The following is a 24,388-nucleotide window of genomic DNA, read 5'->3' as shown; positions in this document are numbered from 1 at the left end:
GTCAGCTTTTATGCTTAGCTGGAGTCTTCGTAAGTATGGGGGCATCAACTCGTGAGGAAACCGGTATAGATGAGTAGTGTCCTGACAATCCGCGGCGGCGTCCCTTTGACCGGTCGCGTCACCGTCAGAGGTGCCAAGAACCTTGTTCCCAAGGCCATGGTGGCTTCGCTCCTCGGCAACGAACCCTCGGTGCTGCGGAACGTCCCGGAAATCAAGGACGTGGAGGTGGTCACCAGCCTGCTGCAGCTCCATGGCGTGACTGTTCAGAAAGACCCCGTCACCGGCGATCTCACGCTGGATCCCCAAAACGCCAAGACAGCGTCCAGTACCGCGATCGACGCCCACGCGGGAGACTCCCGCATCCCGATCCTGCTGTGCGGCCCGCTGATCCATGCCATTGGCGAAGCATTCATTCCGGACCTCGGCGGGTGCAAGATCGGTGACAGGCCCATCGATTACCACCTCAACGTACTCCGTCAGTTTGGCGCCGTCGTCGAAAAGCGCCCGGGCGGCATCCATATTTCCGCCCCCAAGGGACTCCACGGTGCCAAGATCTCCCTCCCTTACCCTTCGGTGGGAGCCACGGAACAGGTCCTGCTGAGCGCCACACGCGCCGAGGGCATCACTGAACTCAGTGGTGCCGCCACCGAACCCGAGATCATCGACCTCATCGCCGTCCTGCAAAAGATGGGCGCGATCATCAGCGTCCAGACGGATCGCACCATCAGGATCGAAGGCGTCAGGGACCTTGGTGGCTACGACCACCGTGCCCTGGCGGACCGCAACGAATCGGCGTCGTGGGCTTCCGCTGCATTGGTGACCCGTGGAGATATCTTCGTTGAGGGTGCTTCGCAGCGGGACATGATGACTTTCCTGAACACCTACCGCAAGGTGGGTGGCGGGATGGATATCCGCGAGGACGGCATCCGCTTCTATCACCCTGGCGGGAAGCTCAGTCCGCTCGTCCTGGAAACGGACGTACACCCGGGCTTTATGACCGACTGGCAGCAGCCCTTGGTGGTGGCCCTGACGCAGGCTGAAGGAGTGTCGATCGTGCATGAAACAGTGTACGAAAACCGCTTCGGCTTCACCGACGCGTTGAGTCGTATGGGTGCCACCATCCAAGTCCACCGCGAATGCCTCGGCAGCGTGCCGTGCCGATTCGGCCAGCGCAATTTCCTGCATTCCGCCGTCATCTCAGGACCCACCCCGCTCAGGGGCACCGACATCGATATTCCCGACCTCCGTGGCGGATTCAGTCACCTTATTGCGGCGCTTGCCGCGACCGGCACGTCCAGGGTGACCGGGATCGACATCATCAACCGGGGTTACGAGCGATTTACAGAAAAGCTCGCCGCGCTGGGCGCCGATTTCGACCTCACTGACTCCAAGTAACGGGGGATACCTTGAAGGAATCGGCCCAGAGCCGTGCCATGTTCGCTGTTCTCGCGGGAATTGCGCGTCCGCTCATGAACATCCTCATGGCAAAGAAGTGGGAGGGGACCGAAAAGCTCCCCGCAGGTGGCTTCATTGCGGCCCCGAACCACTGCACCGAGATCGACCCCATCGTGGTGGGGCACATGCTTTACAACATGAAGCGTCCGCCGCACTTCCTTGCGAAGGCGGGGCTCTTCAAGGCCCCCGTTCTGGGTGGCCTGTTGCGCGCCACGAACCAGATTCCGGTAGAACGCTCGACGACGGGAGCGAACCGCTCGCTGCAAGCCGCCCAGGAAGTGGTGGATGCCGGCGGCGCCATCATTATCTACCCAGAGGGCACCTTGACGCGCGACCCGGACTTGTGGCCGATGAAGGGCCACACGGGAGCTGCGCGCCTGGCAATCCAGACCGGTGCCCCCGTGGTGCCCATTGCCCATTGGGGTGCCCATGAGGTGTTCCCCCGGTACGCCAAGCGCCTACATGTCTTCCCGCGGAAGACCTCCCGCATCCTGGTAGGCGAACCGGTGGATCTCAGTGCTTTCCAAGGCCGACCCCTGGACCGGGCAACGTTGGTTGAGGCTACGGACATCATCATGGATGCCATCACTGGGCTCCTTGCTACCTTGCGCGGGGAAGAACCGCCCGGGGAACGGTGGGATCCTGCTGCTCACAATCAGTCGAAGCACGGCCGCTTCCAAGCAACGGAAGAAACTACGCGCAACAACGGCACGGACGGACAGAAGTGACCGCTGGCGAAGTACTTATGGCCGACACCGCGGTAGTCGCCGTGCTTGGCGCAGGATCCTGGGGCACCACGTTCGCAAAGGTCCTGGCGGATGCGGCAACAGCCAGTGGCGCGGAGCGCAGCATCCGCATTTGGGGCCGACGGGACGAAGTGGTTACCCAGATCAACACGGAGCACCGCAATACGCAGTACTTAAAGGATATTGCGCTGCCCGATTGCATCACCGCCTCAGCGGACGTATCAGAGGTCCTTGCCGGTGCCGGAATCGTGATTCTTGCCGTGCCGGCGCAATCGCTTCGGCTTCAACTTCGCAAATGGAAGCCACTCGTGGCTCCGGGAGCCGTTGTTGTGTCGCTCATGAAGGGCCTCGAGCTCGGTACCGACTCGCGGATGAGCGAGGTCATTTCCGAGGAACTCGACATTCCGCAAGAGCGGGTCGTCGTGGTTTCCGGGCCTAATTTGGCCATGGAAATTGCACGACAGGAACCGACGGCTTCAGTCGTGGCATGCGGCGACGAAGCCACTGCTGCATCGTTCGCGCTCTACTGCACCGCGCCGTACTTCCGCCCCTATACGAGCAACGACGTCGTCGGCGTCGAAATCGGCGGGATTGTGAAAAACGTCATCGCCCTCGCCGTCGGCATCTGCGAAGGCAAGCAAATGGGCGACAATACGAAGGCCTCGGTGATCACGCGCGGCCTTGCGGAGACCTCGCGGCTTGCCCTTGCTTTGGGTGGCGAGGCGCATACCATGGCCGGTCTTGCTGGACTGGGAGACCTGGTGGCGACCTGCTCCTCGCCCCTTTCCCGGAACCACACGGCGGGCCGTTTGCTCGGAGAGGGCCTGACCCTTGAACAGGTTACCGAGCAGATGACGCAGACGGCGGAGGGCATCAAGTCCGGGTACGCTGTCTACGAACTAGCCGGAAAGCTCGGTGTCGACATGCCGATCACCGCGGCCGTGGTGGCCGTCCTTGAAGGCAAACTATCCGTTGATGAACTTGGGCCCAGACTCCTGGCCCGCTCCCTGAAGTCCGAAGGCGATTACTGACTGTGACCGAAGAATCCTTGTCTGCCGGAGCTGCTGAGCCCTCTGGAACTGCTGCTTACGCAAAACCCTCCGAACGCCGTCGGCCGCGCGTCGCAGTACTCTTTGGCGGCCGCTCGAGCGAGCACGCGGTCAGCTGCGTGACGGCCGCCGGGGTCATGGGCGCTATCGACAAGAGCAAGTACGACGTCATTCCCATCGGGATCGCCAAGTCCGGCCAATGGGTGCTCCCTTCAGCTGATATCAGCAAATGGTCCCTGAGTGCCTCGGCGTTGCCTGAGGTGGCACCGTCCGGGAAGACCGTCACGCTTGCCGAGGTGGGCGGAGCCCACCAGCTGATCGTCACTGCCCCGAATGCGGTGCCCGAGGAACTAGGCTCCGTGGACGTCGTTTTCCCACTGCTGCACGGTCCTTGGGGCGAAGACGGGACCATCCAGGGGCTCTTGGAGCTTTCGGACACCCGGTATGTGGGCGCTGGAGTTCTGGCTTCCGCGGTAGGTATGGACAAACACTTCATGAAGGTCGTTTTCGAGGCCGCGGGCCTTACCGTGGGGCCGTATGTCGCCGTCACGGACCGTGAATGGATCAACGACGCCGAAGCCGTCCGCAAGCGGGTGGACCGCCTTGGCTTCCCGGTCTTCGTGAAGCCCGCTCGCGCCGGTTCCTCGATGGGGATTTCCAAAGTCGATTCCATGGACGGGCTGGATGCCGCCATTGAAGAGGCACGTCGGCACGACCTCAAACTGGTGATCGAGGCCGGCATTGTTGGCCGGGAAATCGAGTGCGCCGTCCTTGAAGGACGCGGCACCTCGGCGCCGCGCACTTCCATGCCGGGCGAAATCGCCGTCGCTCCGGGCGAACACGAGTTTTATGACTTTAACGCCAAGTATGTTGAAGACGGCGCCGCTGCCTTGAGCTGCCCGGCTGATATTCCGGACGAGGCCATCGCCCGGGTCCGTGAGCTTGCTGCCGCAGCGTTCGATGCTGTCGGTGCTGAAGGCCTCAGCCGCGTGGACTTTTTCTACACTCCGGACGGCGAACTGATCATTAACGAGATCAACACGATGCCCGGGTTCACGCCCAAGAGCATGTATCCGCAGATGTGGGCGGCTTCCGGTCTGAGCTACGCCGAGTTGATCGACGAACTCATCTACCTGGCACTCAATCGGAAAACCGGCCTGCGCTGAAAACCGGCCTGAGCTGACAAGCGCCGGCGCTAGGCCTGCTATTTGCCGGGTGTGCTTGTCGGCAGGTTTTGCAGCAACTCAGGCTGGCCAACGCATTTGCGTACGGCCTTGATTTTCGCCGCGGCAGGTGCCAGATCCGCGAGGACCGTGGCAGAGCTGATTTTGTTCGGGTCCATGAGGATTTCCGTGGCAGGCTCGCGCCCGTAGGTGGTCAGTGTCCACACCGGGTCGCCTTCCTTGATGACCCAGTCGACATCGTTCACCGTGACGCAGCGGTCCGTAGTGGGGCCGGGCACGTTGACGCCGCAACGCAGTATCAGGACGGAAGGGTCGCCCCATGCGGCGGTCGCTTGGCTGTTGGTCTTCCGCAAGGCGGCCTCGCCGATTGTGTCCGGAAGTGCCACCATCATGGGTGCGCAAGCCGCGTTTGCGGCGTCAGCGGCTGGCTTGACGTCGACGACGGGGGAGCAGGCTGTCAGGGCAAGAACCGAAACCGCCGCGGCCGTCAGGGAGCAAAGGGCACGGACGTACACAGCGGCTTTCGTTTGTTGCATTGATCAAGCCTATCGCGGCGGCGGCAAGCCGAGGATCGGGGAAGCAGCAGCTCGCGGGCGGAAGCAGATCCCGGGAGCAGGGGAGGATGCCACACTCAGCCAACGCTGGCCAGTCAAAGCCCGGCCGCCACGGATCAGCCCGTCGTTGTCAGCGGTTCGCGATAGCGTAGAGCTGTGTCCATAGAACAACAGACTGTCGCTGAGCTCTCCGAAGGGGAGCTCCTCGCGCGGATTTTCCCGCGCCTGCACCACAGCAGCAGTGTGTTGCTCGGACCGGGGGACGACGCCGCCGTCGTCGCCGCTCCGGATGGCCGGACCCTCATTTCCATTGACACCCAGACCCAGGACCAGGACTTCCGCCTGCAATGGAACAACGGATACCGCACCACAGGGTACGACGTCGGTTGGAAATCGGCGGCACAAAATCTCAGCGACATCAACGCGATGGGTGGCACCGCCGTGTCCCTCGTCGTGAGCCTGACCATGCCGCCCGGCACTCCGGTGGAGTGGGTTGAGGACTTCGCGGATGGCTTGACGGCCGGCATCGTCGGTCTGGGGGCTGCCGACTGTTCGGTTGCGGGAGGAGACCTGGGCCGTGGCAGCGAAATCGCCGTGACCGTCGCTGTCATCGGGACAATGCACGGCCTTCCCGCTGTGCTGCGCTCCGGAGCCCGACCCGGCGATGTCCTGGCCCTTGCAGGAACCGTTGGGCGCGCTGCCGCCGGTTTGGCTCTTCTGGAAAGCACTATTCCCGTCGGAAACCTGAACCCTGCCCAGCAGGCACTCATGGACAGCCAGTGCCGGCCGCAGCCGCCACTCGCGGCAGGTCCATTGGGTGCCAAGGCCGGAGCAACCGCCATGATGGATGTCTCCGACGGGTTGTTGCGCGACGGCGCCCGCCTCGCCGAAGCGAGCGGTGTCGCACTCGATCTCGACCCCATAGCGCTCAAGGCCCTCGCCGCTCCCTTGGAAGCTGCCTCAGCTCTCCTTGGCCGCGATCCCATGGACTGGATTCTCGGCGGTGGAGAGGACCATGGCCTGCTGGCGACTTTTCCGGCAAATGTTCAGCTACCTTCCGGCTTCACTGCGATAGGCTCGATCCAGGCCGTTGCCGAAGGGCAGCGCAGCGGCGTCCGGATAGCGGGAATGCCCGCTGACACCGTGGGATGGGATCACTTTGCAGACTAAGATTGCCGCCAATGCGCACGCCATGAAGCGGTGGCTGGGCAAGGCGGAGACTACGCTAGGGAACCACAGCGACCGCCTCAACGCGATCAATATTTTTCCGGTGGCAGATGGTGATACCGGCACCAATCTGTACCTCACTGTCCGCGCCGCTGCCGCGGCATTTGTTGATGGTTCCGGCCGTGACGAACCAACGAACGACGTCGGTGCCGTTCTGGCCAGTGCAGGCCGGGCAGCCATGGAGCAGGCGCGCGGGAACTCCGGAACGCTCTTTGCCGTCTTTCTGTGCGCAGCGGCTGAACCGCTTGTCGGCCACACCCGACTCAGCGCGCCGCTGCTTGCCACAGCCCTGAACCGTGCCCAGATCCGGGCGTGGTCGGCCTTGAGCGAGCCTGTGCCGGGTACCATGCTCTCCGTTCTCGAGGCCGCTGCAAAGGCCGCAGGTGAATGCGATACGGCACACAATGGCGATGACAGCAACCAGGCGCTGGGCCTGGCCCTCGATGCCGCCGTCCATGCCGCGCTGGACGCGGTGGTGCGCACCGAGGATCAGCTAGCCCCGCTGCACGCTGCCCACGTCGTGGACGCGGGCGGTGTGGGTATGTTGCTGATCCTCGATTGCCTGCGTTCGGCCGTCCTCGGCGAAGAACTCCAGGATGAGCTCTTGGACGGCCTCCACGGCTATGACCTGCAGGATCCGCACATCCACGCTGGAATGCCCGATGACGACGGCGTCGAAGTCATGTGTACCATCAGCCTTTCACCGCTGGCGGCCGCCACGCTGCGCCAGCGATTGGACGAGCTCGGCGACTCCGTCATCATGAGTCAGGTGGGCAGCGCCAGCCAGGTGGGCAGCGCCAGCCATGAGGGCAGCTCCAGCCAGGTGGGCAGCGCGGGCCGTCCCGGCGGCCCTGCGGGAACGGAAGGCTCCGGTGATAGCGACGACGATGATGATGACGATGACGCAGTAGAAACCAGCTACCGCTGGCGCGTGCATGTCCACGTTCCGGATGCGGAACCGGCCGTGGCCCTCATCCGCTCGCTCGGCGACCCCACCGACATCTCCGTCAGCCAGTTGTCGATGCCGCGCGACCCTGGCCTCCCGGTAGGCCAGCACGGGCATGAATCCTGAGCTCCGGATTCCGCTCGAACGAAGGATCGGCAAACGTTCCGCCTCCGTCATCGAGAAGCACCTCGGCCTGGACACAGTCGGTGAGCTGCTGAACTACTTTCCCCGCCGCTACCTGAGCCGTGGGGAGCTGACGCCCATCAGTAAACTGCCGCTGGATGAAGAGGCCACCCTTATTGCCAGGGTGTTGTCCAACTCCACTCGGCAGATGAGGGCAAGGCGTGGATCATTGACCGACGTGGTGGTCACTGACGAGGCCAGCGGCGAGCAGGTTCCCGGAACCCTGAAGATCAGTTTTTTCAACGGCTTCCGGGCCCGCAGCGAACTCCAGCCGGGGCGCCGCGTGATGTTCTCTGGAAGGGTCAGCCGCTACGGCGGATCCCTGGGCATGACCAATCCGGACTTCATGTTGTTGGACGAAGACCCCGAGTTGGCCGGTTCGGTCGATCCAGAGAAGCTCGCGGCCATGCCCATCCCTGTCTACCCCGCCACGGCGAAGCTCACCAGCTGGTCCATCCACAAGGTCATCACCACGCTTCTGGACACCATCGATGTGGACAGCATCGAAGATCCGCTGCCTTCCGACATCGCGTCCCGGGAAAACTTCCTGGAGGTAGGACAGGCGTATCGGCTGATCCATTCTCCGGAAACGGCAACGGACTGGCAACGTGCACGGGATCGGTTCCGTTACCAGGAAGCTTTGGTGCTGCAAACCGCGTTGGCACGGCGGCGGGCCCAGCTGGCAGCCGAAGAGGCGACCGCGCGACGGCCCCTCCCCGATGGCCTCCTTGCCTCCTTCGACCAGCAGCTGCCGTTCACGCTGACTGCCGGCCAGGCCGCCGTCGGAAAGACCCTCTCCCGCGAGCTGGCACAGGACTCACCGATGAACCGCTTGCTCCAGGGCGAAGTTGGTTCCGGAAAGACGATCGTGGCTTTGCGGGCCATGCTGCAAGTGGTGGATGCCGGCGGACAGGCGGCACTGCTCGCCCCCACGGAGGTCCTCGCGGCGCAGCACTTCGATTCCATCCGGAGGACCCTGGGTCCGCTGGCCCGCGACGGTCTGTTCGGTGGTGCCGGAATGCTGGGCGGGGCCGGATTGTTGGACAGCGGCCCTGGGAGTGGCCCGGGATCGGTCCAGGTCACGTTGCTGACGGGTTCCATGCCGACGGCCGCCCGCAAGCAAGCCATGCTGGACGCCGCTTCGGGCAATGCCGGCATTGTGATCGGTACCCACGCATTGCTCGGTGACAAGACCTCCTTCCAGGACCTGGGGCTGATCGTCGTGGATGAGCAGCACCGATTCGGAGTGGAGCAGCGGGACGCCCTGCGTGCCAAGGCAAACCGGCCGCCCCACCTCCTGGTGATGACCGCCACTCCGATTCCGCGCACCGTGGCCATGACCGTCTTCGGCGACCTCGAAACGTCCGTGCTCGACGAACTCCCCGCAGGCCGGGCGCCCATCTCCACCCACGTCGTAGGGCTCGCGGAAAACCCGGGTTGGGCAGCCAGGATCTGGAAACGCTCGCGGGAAGAGATCGACGCCGGCCACCAGGTGTACGTCGTGTGTCCCAAGATCGGAGACGACGACGACGGCGACTTCAGTCCCGGCGAAGCGGAACCGAGCGACGCCGAACTTTCGGACGAAGGCCCCGCGCGCGAGCTCGCCTCAGTGACCGCAGTCGTCGAAACACTCAGCCAGGAGCCCGCCTTGCGCGGAGTCCGCGTCGAGCCTCTTCACGGGCGGCAGGATCCCGCGCTCAAGTCCGAGACCATGGCCTCGTTCACCGCCAACCAGACCCAGTTGCTGGTGTCCACCACGGTCATCGAGGTTGGCGTGGACGTCCATAACGCCACCCTCATGGTGATCCTTGATGCTGACCGCTTCGGCATATCGCAACTCCACCAGTTGCGCGGGCGGGTGGGCCGAGGCGGTCTACCCGGAACGTGCCTGCTGGTCACCACGCTCGAGCCCGGCCATCCGAGCCGTAGGCGCCTTGACGCCGTTGCTTCCACTACCGACGGTTTCGAGCTTTCCCAGGAAGACCTCAAGCTGCGTCGCGAAGGTGACATCCTGGGTGCCTCGCAATCCGGCGGGCGTTCCACCCTCAAACTGCTGCGGGTCCTGGAGCATGAGGATGTGATCGCCCGTGCCCGCGCCGATGCCCAGGGGCTCGTGGCCGACGATCCAGGGTTGCAAGGCCAACAAGCCCTCGCCGCGGCAATTGACGAGTACCTCAACCCCGAAAAGGAGGCGTTCCTTGAACGCGGCTAAGGAATCCATGCCGGGCACTACCCCTGCGCGCCATGACTCAGAAGGACGACCGTGAGCCGGATCATTGCCGGCGTGGCGGGCGGAAACCCCTTGGTCAGCGTCCCGGGAAACGCCACCAGGCCCACGACGGACCGCGTCAAGGAGGCCTTGTTTTCACGCCTTGAGGCACTCGACGCCATCGACGATGCCCGCGTCCTTGACCTCTATGCCGGCTCGGGTTCGCTCGGGATCGAAAGCGCCAGCCGAGGTGCCCGCACGGCCGAACTCGTCGAGTTCGATGCCCGCGCTTCCGAGGTCTGCCAGCGGAATGCGGACATGGCCAACCAGGCGCTGGGGCGCAGGACGGTCTCCGTCCACCGTTCCAAGGTGGAGTCATTCCTGGAACGGGCTGCCGACGACGCCCTCTGGGACTTGGTCTTCCTGGATCCGCCGTACCCTTTGGACGAGCCTTCCCTCAAGGCCGTCCTCGCCAAGCTTGCCTTCCACCTGGACGAGGGCGCCGTCGTCGTCGTCGAACGTTCCTCACGCTCCCCGGAACCGGACTGGCCGGACACCCTCGAACGGTTTGCCGATAAGAAATACGGCGAAACGAAGCTCTGGTTCGCCGAACCCGTCTAGCGTGTCCCTGGCCGGAGATGCGGGGCTAGCCCGATAGGCGGCGCTAGCCCGATAGGCGGCGCTAGCCCGATAGGCGGCGCTAGCCCGATAGGCGGCGCTAGCCCGATAGGCGGTCCAGTTCCACTCCGCTCAACACAGCCGCGGGGTGCGGCCCCCGGGCCAGGAGTTCCGCTGTCCATGCGGCCGGCCATGGCCTGCGCGTCCCCGCCAGGATGATGTTGCCCGGATATCGCCCGGCGAACATGCCACTCTCGGCGAAAGCCGCAACGTCGGGCATCGCCTCACGCATCGCAGCGACCTGGCTCCGCACTAGGGTCAAGGCTGCTTCATCGCCGACATTGACAATGAGCACGCCGTCCGGCCGGAGCCGGGCGGCGGCTTCCTCGTAGAACTCGGTGCGGGCAATATGGGCCGGAGCCTCAGGTCCGGAGAAGATGTCCAGGATCACGACGTCGAACATGAGCTCCGGGGGCAGCTCGGCGAGGGTTTCGCGTGCGTCGCCGATATGCGTTTCCAAGCGGGTACCGTCCGGAAGGGGCAGCTTCTGCATCACGAAGTCGAGCAATTCGCGTTCGAGTTCGACGGCGTGCTGTTCCGAACCGGGCCTCGTCGCCTCGATGTAGCGGGCCAGGGTCAGTGCCCCGGCACCGAGGTGAAGGGCCGTGATTGGCTGCCCGCTGGGCGCGGCAAGATCCACCACATGGCCGATCCTGCGCAAGTACTCATAGAAGATCTCTGCGGGCTCCGCGAGATTGACATGGGATTGCTCGGCGCCGCCGATCCGCAAGATGTAGGCGCCGTCGATCAGCGCGTCGGCTTCGATCGCCGCGTGCTGCCCGGTGGTCCGCAGGAATCGGCGTCCCTCATGGCTTTCGCGGACCGACACAGTCAGAGCTTGTCCCGTAGGGTGGCCAGCCTGGCGGCTGCTTCTTCCAGCACAGAGGTTTTCTTGCAGAAGGCGAACCGCAGAAGGCTGCGCGTCCGTTCCGCGCCTTCGGGGTGGCAGAACACCGGGACGGGGATGGCGGCCACTCCTACGAGCTCTGGCAGCCGCCGTGCCAGGTCCACGGAGTCGCCGATGCCCAGCGGCGCAGTGTCCACGTTGATGAAGTATGTTCCCTGGGGGGTGTAGACGCCGAAGCCAGCGGCCCGCAGTCCCTCGGCCAGGATGTCCCGCTTGTGCTGGAGAGTGGAAGCGATGCCGGAGTAGAACTCGTCCGGCAAGGCCAGGCCTACGGCGATGGCACTTTGGAACGGGGTGCCCGAACTGTAGCTGAGGAATTGTTTGACTGTGCGGATCGCCGCCACAAGATGTTCAGGTCCGCTGAGCCAGCCAACCTTCCAGCCAGTGAAGGAAAACGTCTTGCCGGCCGAGGAAATCGTGACGCTTCGTTCGGCGGCCCCGGGGATGCTTGCAACCGGAAGGTGCTGCACGCCGAAGGTCAGGTGCTCGTAGACTTCGTCGCTGAGGATCACAGCGTCATACTTCCGGGCGAGTTCGACGACGCGTTCCAGTACATTGCGCGGGAACACCGCTCCGGTGGGATTGTGCGGGTTGTTGAGGAGCACAACCTTGGTGTGCTCACTGAATGCCGATTCCATGGCATCCACGTCCGGAAGGAAATCCGGCGCGAGCAGGGGAGCGGTCACATGCTTGGCGCCGGCGAGGCCGATAATGGCACCGTAGGAGTCATAGAACGGCTCGAAGGTCAGGACCTCGTCGCCGGGCTCGATGAACGCGAGCAATGACGCGGCGATGGCCTCGGTGGCCCCCGTGGTCACGATGACCTCTGTCTGGGGGTCCGGAGTCAGTCCGTAGAAGCGCGCCTGGTGTGCGGCGATGGCCTCACGAAGTTCAAGGATGCCCTTGCCCGGCGCGTACTGGTTGGCCCCGGCCGAGATGGCCGCCTGTGCCGCTGCCTTGATTTCCGCCGGCCCATCCTCGTCCGGGAAACCTTGGCCCAGATTGATGGCCCCGGTGGATATTGCCAATGTTGTCATCTCTTCGAAGATGGTCATGCCGAGGCTACCGTCAGCGGAAAGCAGATTGGCCCCGCTTGCGGCCCGTTGCCATGGGGCAGCGCCGGCGGCAGGCTGCCACGGGGCGCCGGAGGTGTTCACGCTGAGGGGGACCTGGCTCGTCACTGTACGTTGCCTTCCTGGATGGTGGCTTCCGGCTCGTCCGGGCCAGCTTGTCAGCCATGCTATCGCCATAGTGCCGACGGCCCCGGATACGGTAGGTTCGAACCATGAGACGCGCAGTGTGCCCTGGCTCCTTTGACCCTATCCACAACGGACACCTGGAAGTCATCGCAAGGGCCGCGGGCTTGTTCGATGAAGTGGTGGTGGCAGTGTCCACCAACTACGCGAAGAAGTACCGCTTCAGCCTCGAAGAACGCATGGAGATGGCCCGGCAGACCTTGGCATCCCTACGGGGCATCATCGTGGAGCCCATGGGGGAGGGACTACTGGCCGAATACTGCAGGCATCGGGGGATTTCGGCCATCGTGAAGGGCTTGCGCTCGTCCTCGGACTTTGACTACGAACTCCCTATGGCCACCATGAACCGCCAGCTATCCGGCGTCGAGACTGTTTTCCTTCCGGCGGAGGCCCACTACCTGCATTTGTCCTCCACGCTGATCAAAGAGATAGCCGTCCTGGGCGGCGATGTCTCCGATTTCGTGCCCAAGTCCGTGCTCAAGAGGCTCCTGGCTGGCGAGTCGGCGGCAGAGTAGCCCCGCAGCGGGTAAGCTGGATCGGTACCTCGGGGTGGAACGCGCTGCAATTGGCCCGGTTTGAGTCCGTTCATGCGTTCAGGCTAAGATGGTACGTCGGTCATATGTTCTACAGGAGTTCTCATTAAGCGAGATGTAAGTTCGCCTTTGACGCTGGACGTCAAGGACCTCGGACGTAGTCCAGGAAGCATGCGGACGCTCACTGAACATGTACCCGCGCCAAGTGACCTTGGTGTGGCACTCATTGGCGTTCAGGAAGGCTCGGATATCGAGCTGGATCTGAGGCTTGAGGCCGTACACGAAGGAATTCTGGTATCTGGAACCGTATTCGCTGAAGTCAAGGGCGAATGCGGACGATGCCTGGATCCCCTTGCGTATGACCTTGAGGTCAATGTGCAAGAACTTTTCTTCTATGAAGGCGTCGAGCTTTCGGACGAAGAAGACGATGAAGAGCAACGTCGAGTCGAGCACGATCTAATCGATCTTGAGCCGGTGTTGCGGGACGCAGTTGTAACTATGCTGCCGTTCCAGCCGGTGTGCCGGGAAGACTGCCAGGGCCTCTGCTCCGAATGCGGAGTGCGTCTGGAAGACGAGCCGGGGCACCACCACGAGGTCCTGGATCCTCGCTGGGCTGCCCTAGCTGAACTGGCTAAGTCTGACCGGCAAACTGATTAGTAAGTGTTGACTAAGAGAGAAATGAGATAGCCGTGGCTGTTCCCAAGCGGAAAATGTCTCGCGCAAATACACGCGCCCGCCGTGCCCAGTGGAAGGCAACTGCCCCCAACCTGGTCAAGACCATCGAAAACGGCCAGGTTGTTTACAGCCTGCCGCACCAGGCAAAGGTCGTTACCGACTCTGCCGGCACTGCGCTGTTCCTTGAATACAAGGGCCGCAAGGTCGCAGACGCCTAAATCCGCCACATAGGCTGACAAAGGATGTCTTCAACTGAAGAGCTTCTGAAGCGTCTCGGTGTCTCTATTGACGCCGAGACGCTTCGTCTTGCTCTCACACATCGTTCATACGCGTATGAAAACGGCGGGATTCCCACCAACGAGCGCCTCGAATTCCTTGGCGACTCCATTCTGGGCTTTTCCGTGACCGATTCCCTGTACAGGGACAACCCGGCACTGCCGGAGGGCGAACTCGCTAAGCGACGCTCCGCCGTCGTCAGCACCCGCGCTCTGGCAGGAATCGGCCGGGATCTCGGCATCGGAGAATTCATCTACCTCGGGCAGGGCGAAAGACTCACCGACGGTAAGAACAAGTCCTCGATTCTGGCCGACACCATGGAAGCCCTGATTGGCGCGACCTATCTGTCCAATGACATCGAGACCGCCCGCCGGCTGGTCATGCGGCTCGTTGGCCCGTTGCTGAAGGATGCCGCGGCCCTCGGGGCCGGTACCGACTGGAAGACCAGCATGCAGGAGCTCGCCGCCAGCCGCCAGCTTGGATCCATCTACTATGCCGTGGAGGGCTCCGGCCCGGATCACGCGCGCACTTTTTCGGCAGAGCTGCAGATCGGCGGCACCGCCTACGGCAAGGGCTCGGGCCATTCCAAGAAGGAAGCTGAGCAGGAGGCCGCCGCAGATGCGTGGCGCGCCTTGAACAGCAGGGCGAACCTGAGCGGTAGGGGCGACACGAACGGCAGCGCCGAAACCCCGGCTGACTCCGCGCACGGCGCCTGAGTCCCATGCCGGAACTCCCCGAAGTCGAAGTGGTCCGCCGCGGTTTGGCACGTTGGGTACGGGGCCGGACCATCACGGCCGTGGACGTCTTGGACCCGCGCTCCATACGCCGCCACGCCTTGGGCACGGAAGACTTCATCGGCAACCTGGAACACGCCACCGTTATGGACGTCGTCCGCCGGGGCAAGTTCCTTTGGATGCCGCTGCGAGCCGACGAAACCCACAGCGCGGGCGGCACCGGCGACGCCGCGCCCGGCGTTGCGCTGATGGCGCACCTCGGGATGAGCGGCCAGTTGCTCATGCAGGATCCCGACGTTCCGGACGAGAAGCACCTCAAAGTCCGCATTAGCCTGAGCAAGTCCGACGCCATGCCCGAGCAATTGCGGTTCGTGGACCAGCGGATCTTTGGCGGACTGTTTGTCACCTCCCTTGTACCAACGCCCGACGGCGGTCCCGGCGGCCAGGGCGAAACGCCCCTTCCGGAAATTGCCGAAGAGGCTTCACACATTGCCCGCGATCCGCTGGATCCGCATTTCTCCTTTGATGACTTCTACCGCAAGGTCAAAGCCCGCAAAACCGGGCTCAAACGTGCGCTTTTGGATCAGGGCGTCATTTCCGGGATAGGCAACATCTATGCCGACGAAGCCCTCTGGCGCGCCAAACTCCACTATGCCAAGCCGACGGACACCCTTCGGCGGGCCGACGCCGTGCGGATTGTGGATGCTGCGAGGGAAGTCATGAGAGATGCCCTGGCGGCTGGCGGGACGAGCTTCGATTCGCTCTACGTCAACGTCAACGGGGATTCCGGCTACTTCGACCGTTTTTTGCATTCATACGGAAGGGGCGGCCAACCCTGTGAGCGCTGTGGTGCCCTCATCGTTCGCGAGCCGTTCATGAACCGTTCGTCTTATCGCTGCCCCAAGTGTCAGCCGAAGCCTAGAACAAGATCACCACGAGGCTGAGTTCGTACTAGCCACACCGGTTACGAACCAAGCGTCCTGCTGGCGTGGGATCGTCGCTGGACGTGTATGCCGGACTCGCCGAAGTAATGGGCGGACTGGCAGCGGCACAATGTAGTCTCCGGTCATGAACATCCAGAACCGAATCCCAGGACTTGACCACAGCCAGACGACTCCGCGGTATGCCACATGGCATACAGATGAGCTGGAACTGAGGAGCTTTCTACTTGGCACGACCAAGGGTATGAAAGCCTGGTTCAAAGCTGAGGAGGAAGCTTCAGAAGACGAAGCCAATCGCATGGTAAACCCGGAAGACGCCTACGGGGACGAAGGCTACAGCCTATTCATGGACCGTGTGGGGATCTTCTGGGAGCAGTACTGGTATCAACTTGCGGCGGCTGTCATCAAGGATGCTTTTACCCTGTACGAGGTCTTCTTGGAAGAGTCAGCCCATGACTTGCTGCGCAGGCACGGCTCCGGGCTGGTCAACCTTTCGACTGAGAAGACGTGGCTGTTGGACCAGTGCGACGACTTTTATGTTCGCTACCTGGGTTTCCCCATCAAACAAGGGGAGATCGAGGATATTCAGTGGATCCGCAACAAGATGTCCCATCTTCGCGATTCGCTGCGCACAGAAGAAGGCAAAGCTGAATTTGAGGCAAAGATTAAGACCCTCGACATCAGTGGCGACCCGACGGAAGACGAAGACGACCTGGACTTGCCCCACCACGAGTATGGGCGGGAGCTCACTTTCGGACCGTCACTAATACTGAGTCCACTGGAAGCATGGCGTGTACTGAATCTGCTCCGCAAAAGCATCGAGGAACTGACCGTGATCCTCCACAAAATTCAGTACGGAAACCGCACAACCACGCCGCTTCACAACCTGAGCCAGGGAACCCCTGTCAACGAAAAAGACCGGAGACTGCTGATCATTCCAGTGCCGAAGGTGTAACCCCGGACGTCCCGATCAAATTCGACCAGCTGAAGCCTAAAGCAGGACCGCCGGCCTGACTTCGGAGCAACAAGCGACCCCCGCCCAGTGGGCGGGGGTCGGCGTGTGTTTGTGAGCGAGGATGACGCGCGGCCGCCTCGGGGTTGCTGGATCTCGCCGCACCGGCAGCCGCCAATACGAGAGAAAAAACCTCTTCCGGATAAGTTCTATCCCATGAGGGAACCCAAGCTTGTGCTCCATCCAGGTATCGAACACTTCGGAGAGCAGCTGCGTGCAAGCCGCTTTGGTCACAAGATGACCAGGGAACTTTACGCGTATCCGAACCGGAAACCGAAGGAGAGGCCCAGTCGCGAGGACTGGCCCGAAGAGGTCTGGAACGACAGTGCCTGGATGTACCGCGATGAGGAGCACACCGAGCATTCGGATGTGTTCCTCCTGGCGTATCGGGACGCGGCGCTGACCAACTTCGACTTGTCCATGAAGTACTTCTCATCCCTGGACCAGGACGACTTTGAGGGTGCCTTGGACCATGTCCTGACCAAAGGCCGCACCTTCAAGCCAGTGCAGTCGCTGAAGCCTTGGGACGGCGTCGCGGGCGCATACATCATGGTCTTCGATGAGTACCGTCAGTTCTACATAGGACAGTCCAACGACATCCGATCGCGGATCAAGAAGCACTGGACCCATCGAAAACCGTTTGACCGTGTGCTCTTTGGAACCAGATATGACTCGATCTTCCCGGTAGACGAGCTTAGGGCTCTCGATACAACCAGGATCTTCGCTGCCCGCAGCACTAACCCCTTTGCCCTCGAAGAACGAACTGAGAAGGCCGCAGACCAGCGATACTGCTTGAACCGCATGGCCGGTGGCGAACCGCCACTTACTGTGATGCTTGGAAGCCACTTACCGCGCAACCGGTCTCATGGGCTCGCTGCGGTTCCGCTATCCCCGGAGGATTACGACCTCGAGTGGGACAAAGTCAGTCTTGCGATTTCGCAAGCAAGAACCAGCCAGAATCCGAACCTGGTAGAAACGCTCGCGGGCCTCGATATGACAATCTATGCGGTCCCGCGGGAGGAGCGTCCGCCGTACCTTTGGTCCAGGAGAGACGCGGTCGCTGGCGCTGCCGCCCGCGGCGAGCTGACCGTGGAGGAATATGCTGTGTTCCTCAAGCTGATGGGCGAAAAGGTCATCTGGCCGGAAAGGTGAGCGCGACGGGTTGAGGCCTCTGCCGACGCAGATCAATCCCAGGTCTGGCCACACGAGCAGCTGCCTTCCCTGTGCTCCTGGATGACCAGCACCCGTTCCTCACCAAGCAAAATGATGTCTTCGTAACTGAGCATGAACCCAGTCCAGCATCAGCAGCAGGCTGTCTCCAGAGGTGTCTTGGCGTATGTGGAAAACCCGATGGAGCAGGTGCCTCAGTTTTGGCTGGACCGGGGGAGCGGTTCGTAACCTCCATCGCGCGTGGGCAGGGGCGGTGCTCATTCTGAGCAGCAGCACGACGTGTGGAAATCCACGAATCATTGACCTGGCTCCCGTTCGTCGTCGCGCTTGGCCTCCTGTTCATTAAAGTACTCAGCGAGCAGATCATTCACGACGGGGTCCATCTCGTCCATTGTTTCCTGCGCCCGTTTCTCATCCTCCGACAGTTTCTCCTCGCCCTGCCACTCAAGTTCCCATGCCCGATACCTGAGCCGCAGACTCGGACAGTCATAGGTGTCGTCGTCTGTGACCGTGGAAGCAAGCGGCTCCGGTGCCACCACCCCCAGTTCCGCCAACGCCCGAAGGAAGCACCAGCGCGCGTCGATGAGCCACACCCTGATCCGCGTGAGAGGGATACCCGCCAGCCAGACCTCCTCGTCGTCTGGCATGGGTAGCTCAAACAACGTTGGCGGGTAGGCCTCCAATTTCACCCGGAGCGCTTCCAGCTCGCGCTCTCCGCCCCGCCTCATCGCGAGCATCTCGTGGATCTTCTGAAGCATCGCAGCGTGTTCTGATTCCAGCAGCTCCCGCCGCGCCCGTCCCCCGGCATCCTCGCGATGCTCACTCAAGTCCCGCAGCAGGTACAGAATCCGATCCTCGTCGAGCACGGTCTTCGGTCGGTGCTCCTTTGGGAGGCTGGCCTCGGCAGTTTGCACGTGCTGGGTCGCCACAAGCAGGAAGGAGAGCTCGGCCTGTTGTTGCCATTCCAAGGCCACGGTCGGTACGAGGATAGGAGGATCGCCCAAGCCCCGTATCCACGGGCGCTCCGCGCAGTCTCGGCGGCGGTGTGCGTCCTCACGCGCCTGTTCGTTCTCCCGCACCAGACGCTCGAACCGCGCGCATTGCATCTCGGCTGCCTCGACCCACATCAATCCCTCGGACCACAGCTCAGGGCCTGGCCTCTTCGGTGACTTCGCCATATCAAGGATGTTCGCACGCCGCAGCCGCTGCCACGGAAACGGTCGGTATGTCGCCGGCTCGACGGACACACGCCATGACTGCGACCGCCGTGTTCCATCACCCTTCAACCTCCATCCGAGCCAGCCCTACCATGGAGGAGGGGAGCTCCGTCGGCCGATTGTCGGGACACGCCATGGCATCACATATCGAGAATGAGCAGGATGACCACACCCCTGGAATTGCGACGTTGCGCCCCGGACACCGCATCAGGGAAATCCGGCAGACCCTCCATGACCGGCACCCCGTCCGGGCACGCTACCAGGTCATTCCTGCACATCATCCGCCCGCCGGTGGGGCACCACCCTTTTCGGCTCCGGCCTCGGACGAATATCAGGTCCGGCTCTACTGGCGGTCCCGCAACGGAGACGTCAGGGTGCGCCTCGAAGCGGTTAGGGAAGCCATAGCAACCTCGCCTCATGTATGGGAGGACCTTGCCGCCGATGGCGTAAAGGAATGGGTTGAGCCTTCGATTCAGGACGACGCGCTGTTGGCTGCCGCAGTCGTTTCGCTCGGGCCGTTGGCCGCCGACGAACGCCCCTATTTAGGGAAGTTCGTGGTCGAGCGGATCTACGAGATGCTGACGAGTGCGGAAGCCGCTTACTGGCACCGATTCTTCCGCCGGCGCTGACCGATTGCACGGCGAATCAGCGGCTCATCCCCTAGATAGTTCAGGCCGAGCACCTGGCAAAAGAAGGCAGCCCTCAAGTCAGCATTGCGAAAATGGATAATGACAACCTTGTGTGTCTCAACTCCGATCTTGGGGTGCCGCGTAGAGTTTGGCCCATGGGACACAAAGAGCCGATGTCGATCGCAAAGGCGCTGCGACAGATCCAGGAGCACAAGCTCATACTTCCGGCAATCCAGCGAGAGTACGTCTGGAAACCTACCCAGATCATCCGGGTGTTCGACTCCATCATGCGCGGTTACCCGGTCGGGAGCTTCCTCTCGTGGAAGGTGCTGCCGGCGACAGTCAGCGAGTTCAAGTTCTACGGATTCATGAAGGACTACAGCGCTTTCAACAACCGCCACAACCCAGTAGTCGACATACCCACCGACCGTGAAGTCATCGCGGTCCTTGACGGTCAGCAGAGACTGACGTCACTCAATATCGGACTTCGAGGTACCTACGCCTATAAGGTCCATGGTGGCTGGGCGAACAAGCCATGGTCCTACCCGGAGCGTCGTCTCTACCTGAACCTTCTGGATGAAGCCCCCGAGAATGAGCTCGGCCTCAAGTACCACTTCCAATTCCTGACCAAAACCGACATCGACGCAGCGGCAGCCGACGAGAGCAAGTCGTGGCTCCCGGTGTCCGAGATCTTCGACGCAGCCGAACCTTCAGCAATGATGATGATTCCGGCGAAGTACGGCGTCGGGAACAACCTGAAAGCAATGGAGCTCGCCTCTAAGCTCTGGGAGGCGATCCACCACAGCGCAAGCCTCCATTTCTATGAAGAAGACGTGCAGGACATTGAACGTGTCCTCGACATCTTCGTGCGAGTCAACTCCGGCGGCACCGTCCTCTCCTACAGTGACCTGCTCCTGTCCATCGCGACAGCGCAATGGGAGGGTGACGCCCGTGCCGCTGTCCATGGCCTGGTGGACTCCCTAAACCAGACGGGAAACGGGTTCAACTTCTCCCGGGACACGATCCTAAAATCGGGACTGGTGCTTGCGGACATCGGTGACATCGGGTTCAAGGTCAAAAACTTCAGCACGCCCAACATGGCCAAGCTCGAGGCCGGCTGGGATGTCATGAGTACATCCCTCCACGTTGCGGTCGGACTTCTTAGCGATTTCGGACTGTCCGGCGGTGCACTCACCGCGGACAGCGTCCTCATCCCGGTTGCGTATTACGTGCATCGCAGGAAGCTCGGACATGCATACCGTGAGTCACCTGCGTCCCGCCAAGATCGTGAAGCTCTTCGGTCATGGGTTCTGCGGTCCCTCATCGTCCGCGGTGTCTGGGGCTCTGGCCTGGACACCTTGCTTCGTGACCTGCGCGAGGTCATCAAGGCGCAGGGTGCCTCGGGGTTCCCGGTCGCAGCAATCGAACAGACGATGGCACTTCGCGGCAAGTCGCTCGCGGTCACAGATGCCCTGGTCGACGACATCTTGACCCTGGAGTACGGGAAATCCCGGACCTTTGCAGTGCTTGCAGCCCTGTTCCCGCATGTTGACACGCGCAACCTGTTCCACGTCGACCATGTATTCCCGGCCGCGCGGTTCAACAAGAAAGTACTGGCGCGTCTGAAGAACCCCGACGGCACGCCGCTGTTCACCCCGGAGTCCATCGAGGAGTTTGTCTCAAAACGGGATCGCCTGCCGAACCTGCAGCTGCTCCCAGGGCTCGAAAACATCGGCAAGTCTGACAAAGCGCCGGACGACTGGCTTGCTGCGGAGTATCCATCCCCGGATAATCGAAGCGCATTCCTCGAACGACATGCCCTGCCGTCGCCGCTACCGCACTCCGTTGACGAGTTCACCGCGTTCTTCGATCAACGGCGCGCGAATCTCACGGCTCGTATCTGGATGATGTTCAAGATCAGCGGCCCGGAACCAATCGGAGCTCCCACAGCCCCTCAGCTTTCTGACCTGGATGAGGAACTAGCTGAAGGCGACTACGAGGATGACTGACTGACAGAAGGGGTTGAGGGCCCGTTCCGACCGCGGGACATCCGAACAGCGACCACCTCTTTATGGGCCAACGTTGTCTTCAGCCTTCTTCGCGTTCTCGGAGCCGGCACGCCATCTGCGAAGTGGATTCGGCCGAGTCCCACTACAATGACGCACTGATGACAAGACTTCGGCCTCAACAGAAACTGATGGATCAATGACACCTCGTCCGCGCCGCGCTTGGCAGGCCGCAGCAAAAGCCAAGCAGGAGTCCAAAGAACTAGGACAGCTACACCCCGTTGAACCAGCATCACGCCGCAGCGATGGCTCACCCAAAATAGGTCCAGGCCAGGTTTACGTGGTGAGCTCGGGAAAGGTCTTCCACCCTGCTTGGTGCAACTCAGTGGGCAACGTCTGGGACGACAACCCCAAAAGGTTGCTGGTTATCCAGGAATCAGGCGTTGGCGGCCGGAAGCCTGTAAAGCCTGCGACGAACCTCTTCAGGCCTAACCTCGGTCTTGGCCTGCGTTCAGACGAAAGCTCCTGACTAGGTCGACCAGTGCTAATGGACAATGGGCTCATGCCTACTGCATCCGCCGCCCAGACCACTGTCCACCACTTCTACGCCCGTCCCGACGACCTGTTGCCCGTCTGCGGTGCCGTCCCCGGTCCAGACGGCCCGGAATGGCACACCGGGCACAGCGCCGACGTCCTCCTGACCTTCGCAGCCGAGAGCCACGCCTGCTGCTCCCTGTGTCTGGAGTTGTCCCTGTCATCTCCTGACTGACATGTGCAAGGTGGTACAGGTGGTACGTGGTCTGCCATGCTGGTAGAGAAAACAGGTATATGAGTGGAAATCCTGCTCAGCCCCGGCTGAGCAGATCGTGCGTCCAGGCGGGCGTGGATAGTCCAGCTTCGGCTCCCGGGCGTGCCTGGGAACGGGGGCTCGGGGAAACAGTTCTGAACTGTGGAGCCGAGACGCTGGACCTTCCGAACACTCACTGCCTGGACACAGAGCCAGGACGACAGGACCGACCAGAAGGACGAGAAGACCATGGACATCACCAGGACCGCACACGTGACGCGGACGAAGCTGGCCGCGACCGCTGCGGCCCTGGCATGCGCCGCGCTCGTGCTCAGCGGCTGCAGCAGCTCCGGCGGGGACGGGCGGTATTTCGCCACCTCGGAAGGACAGAACGGCGACATCGTCGTCGTGGACGGTGACCAGATCACCTACTTCGACACCGCCAGCCGCCAGGACCTCGCCTGCCACTCCATCGACTCCGTCCTCGACGACCCGAAGGCAGCCGCGGCGAAGGGCGAGCTCAAGGACGCCTACACCGTCCGCGGCACCGGCAAGATCAACGAGTCCAAGTCCTCCGTGGACTGGACCGAGGCTGGGCGCAGCACCACCGAGACCGGCTCGATCAGCTTCGGCAAGGACAAGTCGACCATGGAGTTCGTTTTCTCCAACGGCGTCAACGACGTCGTGCTCGTGCCCGTCGACAGCGAGCAGGGCAAGGCCGTCAAGACCAAGTACTGCGGCTGAGAAGGCTGACCCCTTGACTGCCACCATCCGCCTGCAGCGCCGGAGCCCCGTGGACCACGCGTCCGCGGGGCTCTGCCTTTTCTCTCCCGGGACGCAAGCATGCGCCGGACAGGATCCAGGAGGTCGGGCATGACGCTCATCGGACCGATCAGGTACTACCAGGGCCGGGTGGCATACCCCAGCGACGAGCAGCTGCGCGCAGCCCGGGCCACCTTGGACTTCGACGACATCCGCCGGCCGACGGACGATGTCGACTGCACGCACATCCAGCTGATCGAAGTCTCCGGCCGCAACGCGGGGGAGCGGCGGCAGCTCGAAGAGGAGAAGCTCGGCAGATTCTTCGACTACATCGGAGACCGTCCCGGCTTCCGGGTGCTCACCCACCGGAAGAAGCCGGACTCGGACACCTCAGCCTTCGTCTCACACGAGATCGTCTACGTCATCGAGTCCCGGCCGACCAGGGGGTACGTCAAGCTCACCCTGCGTTCGGAGCTGCCGCGCAGCAGGACCTCCGGTGCCGTCTCGGACATCTTCAGTGCCGAGGGAATCGACCGCATCTCGCGGATCTTCGACAAGGGCTCCCGGAGGAACTGAGGCAGCTGTTGCAGTGCGGTTGCCGCCTGACGGGAAGAGAGGACCCCGTGGACATCGCGTCCACGGGGTCCTCTTGTGTCTGACTGGCTGGCAGTCCCGTCGGAGCCCTACAGCCGTCCGCCCTTCAGGCGCAGCGCCCGGTACTCCTCGATCGTCTCCGGCGGCCGTCCGTACTTTGGCGCATGTGTCTCGACGAAATCGATCTCGGCCCAGGTGCCCCGGTACCGGACCCGCGACCTGGCCAGCACCGCAAGCGCGGTTACTGAAACGACCACGTTGGCCAGCCACCATAAGATGGCGATGAGGACCGCCGCCTGGACCAGTCCCCGGTCAGAGGAGCCCGTCTGTGCTGCCACGGCCGCCAGGGCCGTTGAACTACCCAAAGCCATGCACCCGAGCAGGAGCCCGGCCACCCAACCCTCCGTCGGCACCCGCCGGCGCGCCAGATCAGCGGGGCTGTCGCGATCGCGGACCAGCCGCAGCGCCTCGCGCAGGAAGAACACAGCAGCCAACGCGGCCAGGCAGTTCACGGCCAGCTCGCGCGCTCCCTCGAGCCACCAGCGCCCCGAGTGCCACCAGCCCAGCGGAAACTCGTCGCGCACCTTGCCTCGCAGATTCATCCGTTCCATCCTTTCCCCCGTGGCAGGCAAAGGGCGGCGCACCCCTTCTCGGAGTG

At 62.6% G+C, this 24,388-nt stretch carries 25 protein-coding genes; 20 read left to right on the top strand and 5 right to left on the bottom strand.

Annotated elements, in window-relative coordinates; genetic code table 11:
• Positions 1 to 69 precede the first annotated feature (69 nt).
• The 4 genes from murA to AC1DLO_RS01380 are packed head-to-tail and all read left to right on the top strand — an operon-like array spanning position 70 to position 4,416.
• A complete protein-coding gene (murA, locus tag AC1DLO_RS01395; protein WP_476888533.1) occupies positions 70 to 1,395 on the top strand; it encodes a UDP-N-acetylglucosamine 1-carboxyvinyltransferase in 1,326 nt (441 codons plus the stop codon).
• An 11-nt stretch (positions 1,396 to 1,406) separates the two neighbouring features.
• Complete coding sequence (locus AC1DLO_RS01390) at positions 1,407 to 2,183, top strand: lysophospholipid acyltransferase family protein (RefSeq protein WP_476888532.1); 777 nt, start codon at positions 1,407 to 1,409, stop codon at positions 2,181 to 2,183.
• Between the two features lie 17 nt (positions 2,184 to 2,200).
• Positions 2,201 to 3,232 (top strand): NAD(P)H-dependent glycerol-3-phosphate dehydrogenase, encoded by a 1,032-nt coding sequence (locus AC1DLO_RS01385; protein WP_476888764.1) that lies wholly within the window; start codon positions 2,201 to 2,203, stop codon positions 3,230 to 3,232.
• A gap of 17 nt (positions 3,233 to 3,249) precedes the next feature.
• Positions 3,250 to 4,416, top strand: coding sequence for a D-alanine--D-alanine ligase family protein (locus tag AC1DLO_RS01380; RefSeq protein WP_260404829.1), 1,167 nt, complete (start codon positions 3,250 to 3,252; stop codon positions 4,414 to 4,416).
• 38 nt (positions 4,417 to 4,454) lie between these two features.
• Here the strand turns inward: AC1DLO_RS01380 and AC1DLO_RS01375 are convergent, their stop codons facing one another.
• A complete protein-coding gene (locus AC1DLO_RS01375; RefSeq protein ID WP_476888531.1) occupies positions 4,455 to 4,970 on the bottom strand; it encodes a DUF3515 family protein in 516 nt (171 codons plus the stop codon).
• Positions 4,971 to 5,144: 174 nt separating this feature from the next.
• On the opposite strand from AC1DLO_RS01375, the gene thiL reads away from it, so the two are divergent.
• Genes thiL through rsmD form a run of 4 tightly spaced genes read left to right on the top strand, consistent with a single transcriptional unit; the run spans position 5,145 to position 10,174 of the window.
• Complete coding sequence (thiL, locus tag AC1DLO_RS01370; protein ID WP_476888530.1) at positions 5,145 to 6,158, top strand: thiamine-phosphate kinase; 1,014 nt, start codon at positions 5,145 to 5,147, stop codon at positions 6,156 to 6,158.
• Positions 6,159 to 6,180: 22 nt separating this feature from the next.
• Entirely contained in the window at positions 6,181 to 7,287 is a 1,107-nt protein-coding gene (locus tag AC1DLO_RS01365; protein WP_476888763.1) for a DAK2 domain-containing protein, read from the top strand.
• Entirely contained in the window at positions 7,277 to 9,556 is a 2,280-nt protein-coding gene (locus AC1DLO_RS01360) for an ATP-dependent DNA helicase RecG (RefSeq protein WP_476888529.1), read from the top strand. Before AC1DLO_RS01365 ends, AC1DLO_RS01360 begins: the two co-directional genes overlap by 11 nt.
• Positions 9,557 to 9,607: 51 nt before the next feature.
• A complete protein-coding gene (gene rsmD / locus AC1DLO_RS01355; RefSeq protein WP_476888528.1) occupies positions 9,608 to 10,174 on the top strand; it encodes a 16S rRNA (guanine(966)-N(2))-methyltransferase RsmD in 567 nt (188 codons plus the stop codon).
• A gap of 97 nt (positions 10,175 to 10,271) precedes the next feature.
• Here the strand turns inward: rsmD and AC1DLO_RS01350 are convergent, their stop codons facing one another.
• Together AC1DLO_RS01350 and AC1DLO_RS01345 are read right to left on the bottom strand one after the other, a co-directional pair.
• Entirely contained in the window at positions 10,272 to 11,060 is a 789-nt protein-coding gene (locus AC1DLO_RS01350) for a spermidine synthase (protein ID WP_476888527.1), read from the bottom strand.
• Positions 11,061 to 11,062: 2 nt separating this feature from the next.
• Positions 11,063 to 12,193 (bottom strand): aminotransferase class I/II-fold pyridoxal phosphate-dependent enzyme, encoded by a 1,131-nt coding sequence (locus AC1DLO_RS01345; RefSeq protein ID WP_476888762.1) that lies wholly within the window; start codon positions 12,191 to 12,193, stop codon positions 11,063 to 11,065.
• Between the two features lie 230 nt (positions 12,194 to 12,423).
• On the opposite strand from AC1DLO_RS01345, the gene coaD reads away from it, so the two are divergent.
• From coaD to AC1DLO_RS01310, 7 genes are all read left to right on the top strand, one after another.
• A complete protein-coding gene (gene coaD / locus AC1DLO_RS01340) occupies positions 12,424 to 12,909 on the top strand; it encodes a pantetheine-phosphate adenylyltransferase (RefSeq protein WP_184737334.1) in 486 nt (161 codons plus the stop codon).
• Between the two features lie 147 nt (positions 12,910 to 13,056).
• Positions 13,057 to 13,584 carry a YceD family protein gene (locus AC1DLO_RS01335; RefSeq protein ID WP_184737335.1) on the top strand — a complete coding sequence of 176 codons (528 nt, stop codon included), beginning with the start codon at positions 13,057 to 13,059 and terminating at the stop codon, positions 13,582 to 13,584.
• A 32-nt stretch (positions 13,585 to 13,616) separates the two neighbouring features.
• A complete protein-coding gene (rpmF, locus tag AC1DLO_RS01330; RefSeq protein ID WP_090818901.1) occupies positions 13,617 to 13,820 on the top strand; it encodes a 50S ribosomal protein L32 in 204 nt (67 codons plus the stop codon).
• 24 nt (positions 13,821 to 13,844) lie between these two features.
• The gene (gene rnc, locus AC1DLO_RS01325; protein ID WP_476914385.1) at positions 13,845 to 14,594 is read left to right on the top strand and encodes a ribonuclease III; all 750 of its coding nucleotides are present in this window, start codon (positions 13,845 to 13,847) and stop codon (positions 14,592 to 14,594) included.
• A 5-nt stretch (positions 14,595 to 14,599) separates the two neighbouring features.
• Positions 14,600 to 15,556, top strand: coding sequence for a bifunctional DNA-formamidopyrimidine glycosylase/DNA-(apurinic or apyrimidinic site) lyase (gene mutM / locus AC1DLO_RS01320; protein WP_476888526.1), 957 nt, complete (start codon positions 14,600 to 14,602; stop codon positions 15,554 to 15,556).
• Positions 15,557 to 15,680: 124 nt separating this feature from the next.
• Positions 15,681 to 16,508 (top strand): hypothetical protein, encoded by an 828-nt coding sequence (locus tag AC1DLO_RS01315; protein WP_183664051.1) that lies wholly within the window; start codon positions 15,681 to 15,683, stop codon positions 16,506 to 16,508.
• A gap of 213 nt (positions 16,509 to 16,721) precedes the next feature.
• Entirely contained in the window at positions 16,722 to 17,717 is a 996-nt protein-coding gene (locus AC1DLO_RS01310) for a GIY-YIG nuclease family protein (RefSeq protein ID WP_476888525.1), read from the top strand.
• Positions 17,718 to 18,031: 314 nt separating this feature from the next.
• On the opposite strand, the gene AC1DLO_RS01305 is transcribed toward AC1DLO_RS01310, so the two are convergent.
• On the bottom strand, positions 18,032 to 18,913 hold the full coding sequence (locus tag AC1DLO_RS01305; protein WP_476888524.1) for a hypothetical protein: 882 nt from the start codon (positions 18,911 to 18,913) through the stop codon (positions 18,032 to 18,034).
• 173 nt (positions 18,914 to 19,086) lie between these two features.
• Here AC1DLO_RS01305 and AC1DLO_RS01300 point away from each other — a divergent pair, with 173 nt between their 5' ends.
• The 5 genes from AC1DLO_RS01300 to AC1DLO_RS01280 all read left to right on the top strand — a co-directional run bounded on the left by AC1DLO_RS01300 (position 19,087) and on the right by AC1DLO_RS01280 (position 23,712).
• The gene (locus AC1DLO_RS01300) at positions 19,087 to 19,581 is read left to right on the top strand and encodes a hypothetical protein (protein ID WP_476888523.1); all 495 of its coding nucleotides are present in this window, start codon (positions 19,087 to 19,089) and stop codon (positions 19,579 to 19,581) included.
• A gap of 155 nt (positions 19,582 to 19,736) precedes the next feature.
• Positions 19,737 to 21,590 carry a DUF262 domain-containing protein gene (locus AC1DLO_RS01295; protein ID WP_476888522.1) on the top strand — a complete coding sequence of 618 codons (1,854 nt, stop codon included), beginning with the start codon at positions 19,737 to 19,739 and terminating at the stop codon, positions 21,588 to 21,590.
• 559 nt (positions 21,591 to 22,149) lie between these two features.
• Complete coding sequence (locus tag AC1DLO_RS01290) at positions 22,150 to 22,356, top strand: hypothetical protein (RefSeq protein ID WP_476888521.1); 207 nt, start codon at positions 22,150 to 22,152, stop codon at positions 22,354 to 22,356.
• Between the two features lie 267 nt (positions 22,357 to 22,623).
• Entirely contained in the window at positions 22,624 to 23,118 is a 495-nt protein-coding gene (locus AC1DLO_RS01285) for a hypothetical protein (RefSeq protein ID WP_476888520.1), read from the top strand.
• A 129-nt stretch (positions 23,119 to 23,247) separates the two neighbouring features.
• Complete coding sequence (locus tag AC1DLO_RS01280; RefSeq protein WP_476888519.1) at positions 23,248 to 23,712, top strand: hypothetical protein; 465 nt, start codon at positions 23,248 to 23,250, stop codon at positions 23,710 to 23,712.
• A gap of 107 nt (positions 23,713 to 23,819) precedes the next feature.
• Here the strand turns inward: AC1DLO_RS01280 and AC1DLO_RS01275 are convergent, their stop codons facing one another.
• Complete coding sequence (locus tag AC1DLO_RS01275) at positions 23,820 to 24,332, bottom strand: hypothetical protein (protein WP_476888518.1); 513 nt, start codon at positions 24,330 to 24,332, stop codon at positions 23,820 to 23,822.
• Positions 24,333 to 24,388 lie beyond the last annotated feature (56 nt).

This window comes from Arthrobacter sp. 01T419 (assembly GCF_056398865.1).
Note: the sequence above shows the minus strand (reverse complement) of the source record. Positions and strands in the feature narration are given on the sequence as shown.

What these genes read in the sequence shown, in the direction of transcription:
- murA (WP_476888533.1), top strand. Translation starts at nt 70, where the DNA reads ATGAGTAGTGTCCTGACAATCCGCGGCGGCGTCCCTTTGACCGGTCGC.
- AC1DLO_RS01385 (WP_476888764.1), top strand. Translation starts at nt 2,201, where the DNA reads ATGGCCGACACCGCGGTAGTCGCCGTGCTTGGCGCAGGATCCTGGGGC.
- AC1DLO_RS01375 (WP_476888531.1), bottom strand. Translation starts at nt 4,970, where the DNA reads ATGCAACAAACGAAAGCCGCTGTGTACGTCCGTGCCCTTTGCTCCCTG.
- AC1DLO_RS01365 (WP_476888763.1), top strand. Translation starts at nt 6,181, where the DNA reads ATGAAGCGGTGGCTGGGCAAGGCGGAGACTACGCTAGGGAACCACAGC.
- AC1DLO_RS01360 (WP_476888529.1), top strand. Translation starts at nt 7,277, where the DNA reads ATGAATCCTGAGCTCCGGATTCCGCTCGAACGAAGGATCGGCAAACGT.
- AC1DLO_RS01345 (WP_476888762.1), bottom strand. Translation starts at nt 12,193, where the DNA reads ATGACCATCTTCGAAGAGATGACAACATTGGCAATATCCACCGGGGCC.
- coaD (WP_184737334.1), top strand. Translation starts at nt 12,424, where the DNA reads ATGAGACGCGCAGTGTGCCCTGGCTCCTTTGACCCTATCCACAACGGA.
- rnc (WP_476914385.1), top strand. Translation starts at nt 13,845, where the DNA reads ATGTCTTCAACTGAAGAGCTTCTGAAGCGTCTCGGTGTCTCTATTGAC.
- mutM (WP_476888526.1), top strand. Translation starts at nt 14,600, where the DNA reads ATGCCGGAACTCCCCGAAGTCGAAGTGGTCCGCCGCGGTTTGGCACGT.
- AC1DLO_RS01315 (WP_183664051.1), top strand. Translation starts at nt 15,681, where the DNA reads ATGAACATCCAGAACCGAATCCCAGGACTTGACCACAGCCAGACGACT.
- AC1DLO_RS01310 (WP_476888525.1), top strand. Translation starts at nt 16,722, where the DNA reads ATGAGGGAACCCAAGCTTGTGCTCCATCCAGGTATCGAACACTTCGGA.
- AC1DLO_RS01305 (WP_476888524.1), bottom strand. Translation starts at nt 18,913, where the DNA reads ATGGCGAAGTCACCGAAGAGGCCAGGCCCTGAGCTGTGGTCCGAGGGA.
- AC1DLO_RS01300 (WP_476888523.1), top strand. Translation starts at nt 19,087, where the DNA reads ATGGCATCACATATCGAGAATGAGCAGGATGACCACACCCCTGGAATT.
- AC1DLO_RS01295 (WP_476888522.1), top strand. Translation starts at nt 19,737, where the DNA reads ATGGGACACAAAGAGCCGATGTCGATCGCAAAGGCGCTGCGACAGATC.
- AC1DLO_RS01290 (WP_476888521.1), top strand. Translation starts at nt 22,150, where the DNA reads ATGCCTACTGCATCCGCCGCCCAGACCACTGTCCACCACTTCTACGCC.
- AC1DLO_RS01285 (WP_476888520.1), top strand. Translation starts at nt 22,624, where the DNA reads ATGGACATCACCAGGACCGCACACGTGACGCGGACGAAGCTGGCCGCG.
- AC1DLO_RS01280 (WP_476888519.1), top strand. Translation starts at nt 23,248, where the DNA reads ATGACGCTCATCGGACCGATCAGGTACTACCAGGGCCGGGTGGCATAC.
- AC1DLO_RS01275 (WP_476888518.1), bottom strand. Translation starts at nt 24,332, where the DNA reads ATGAATCTGCGAGGCAAGGTGCGCGACGAGTTTCCGCTGGGCTGGTGG.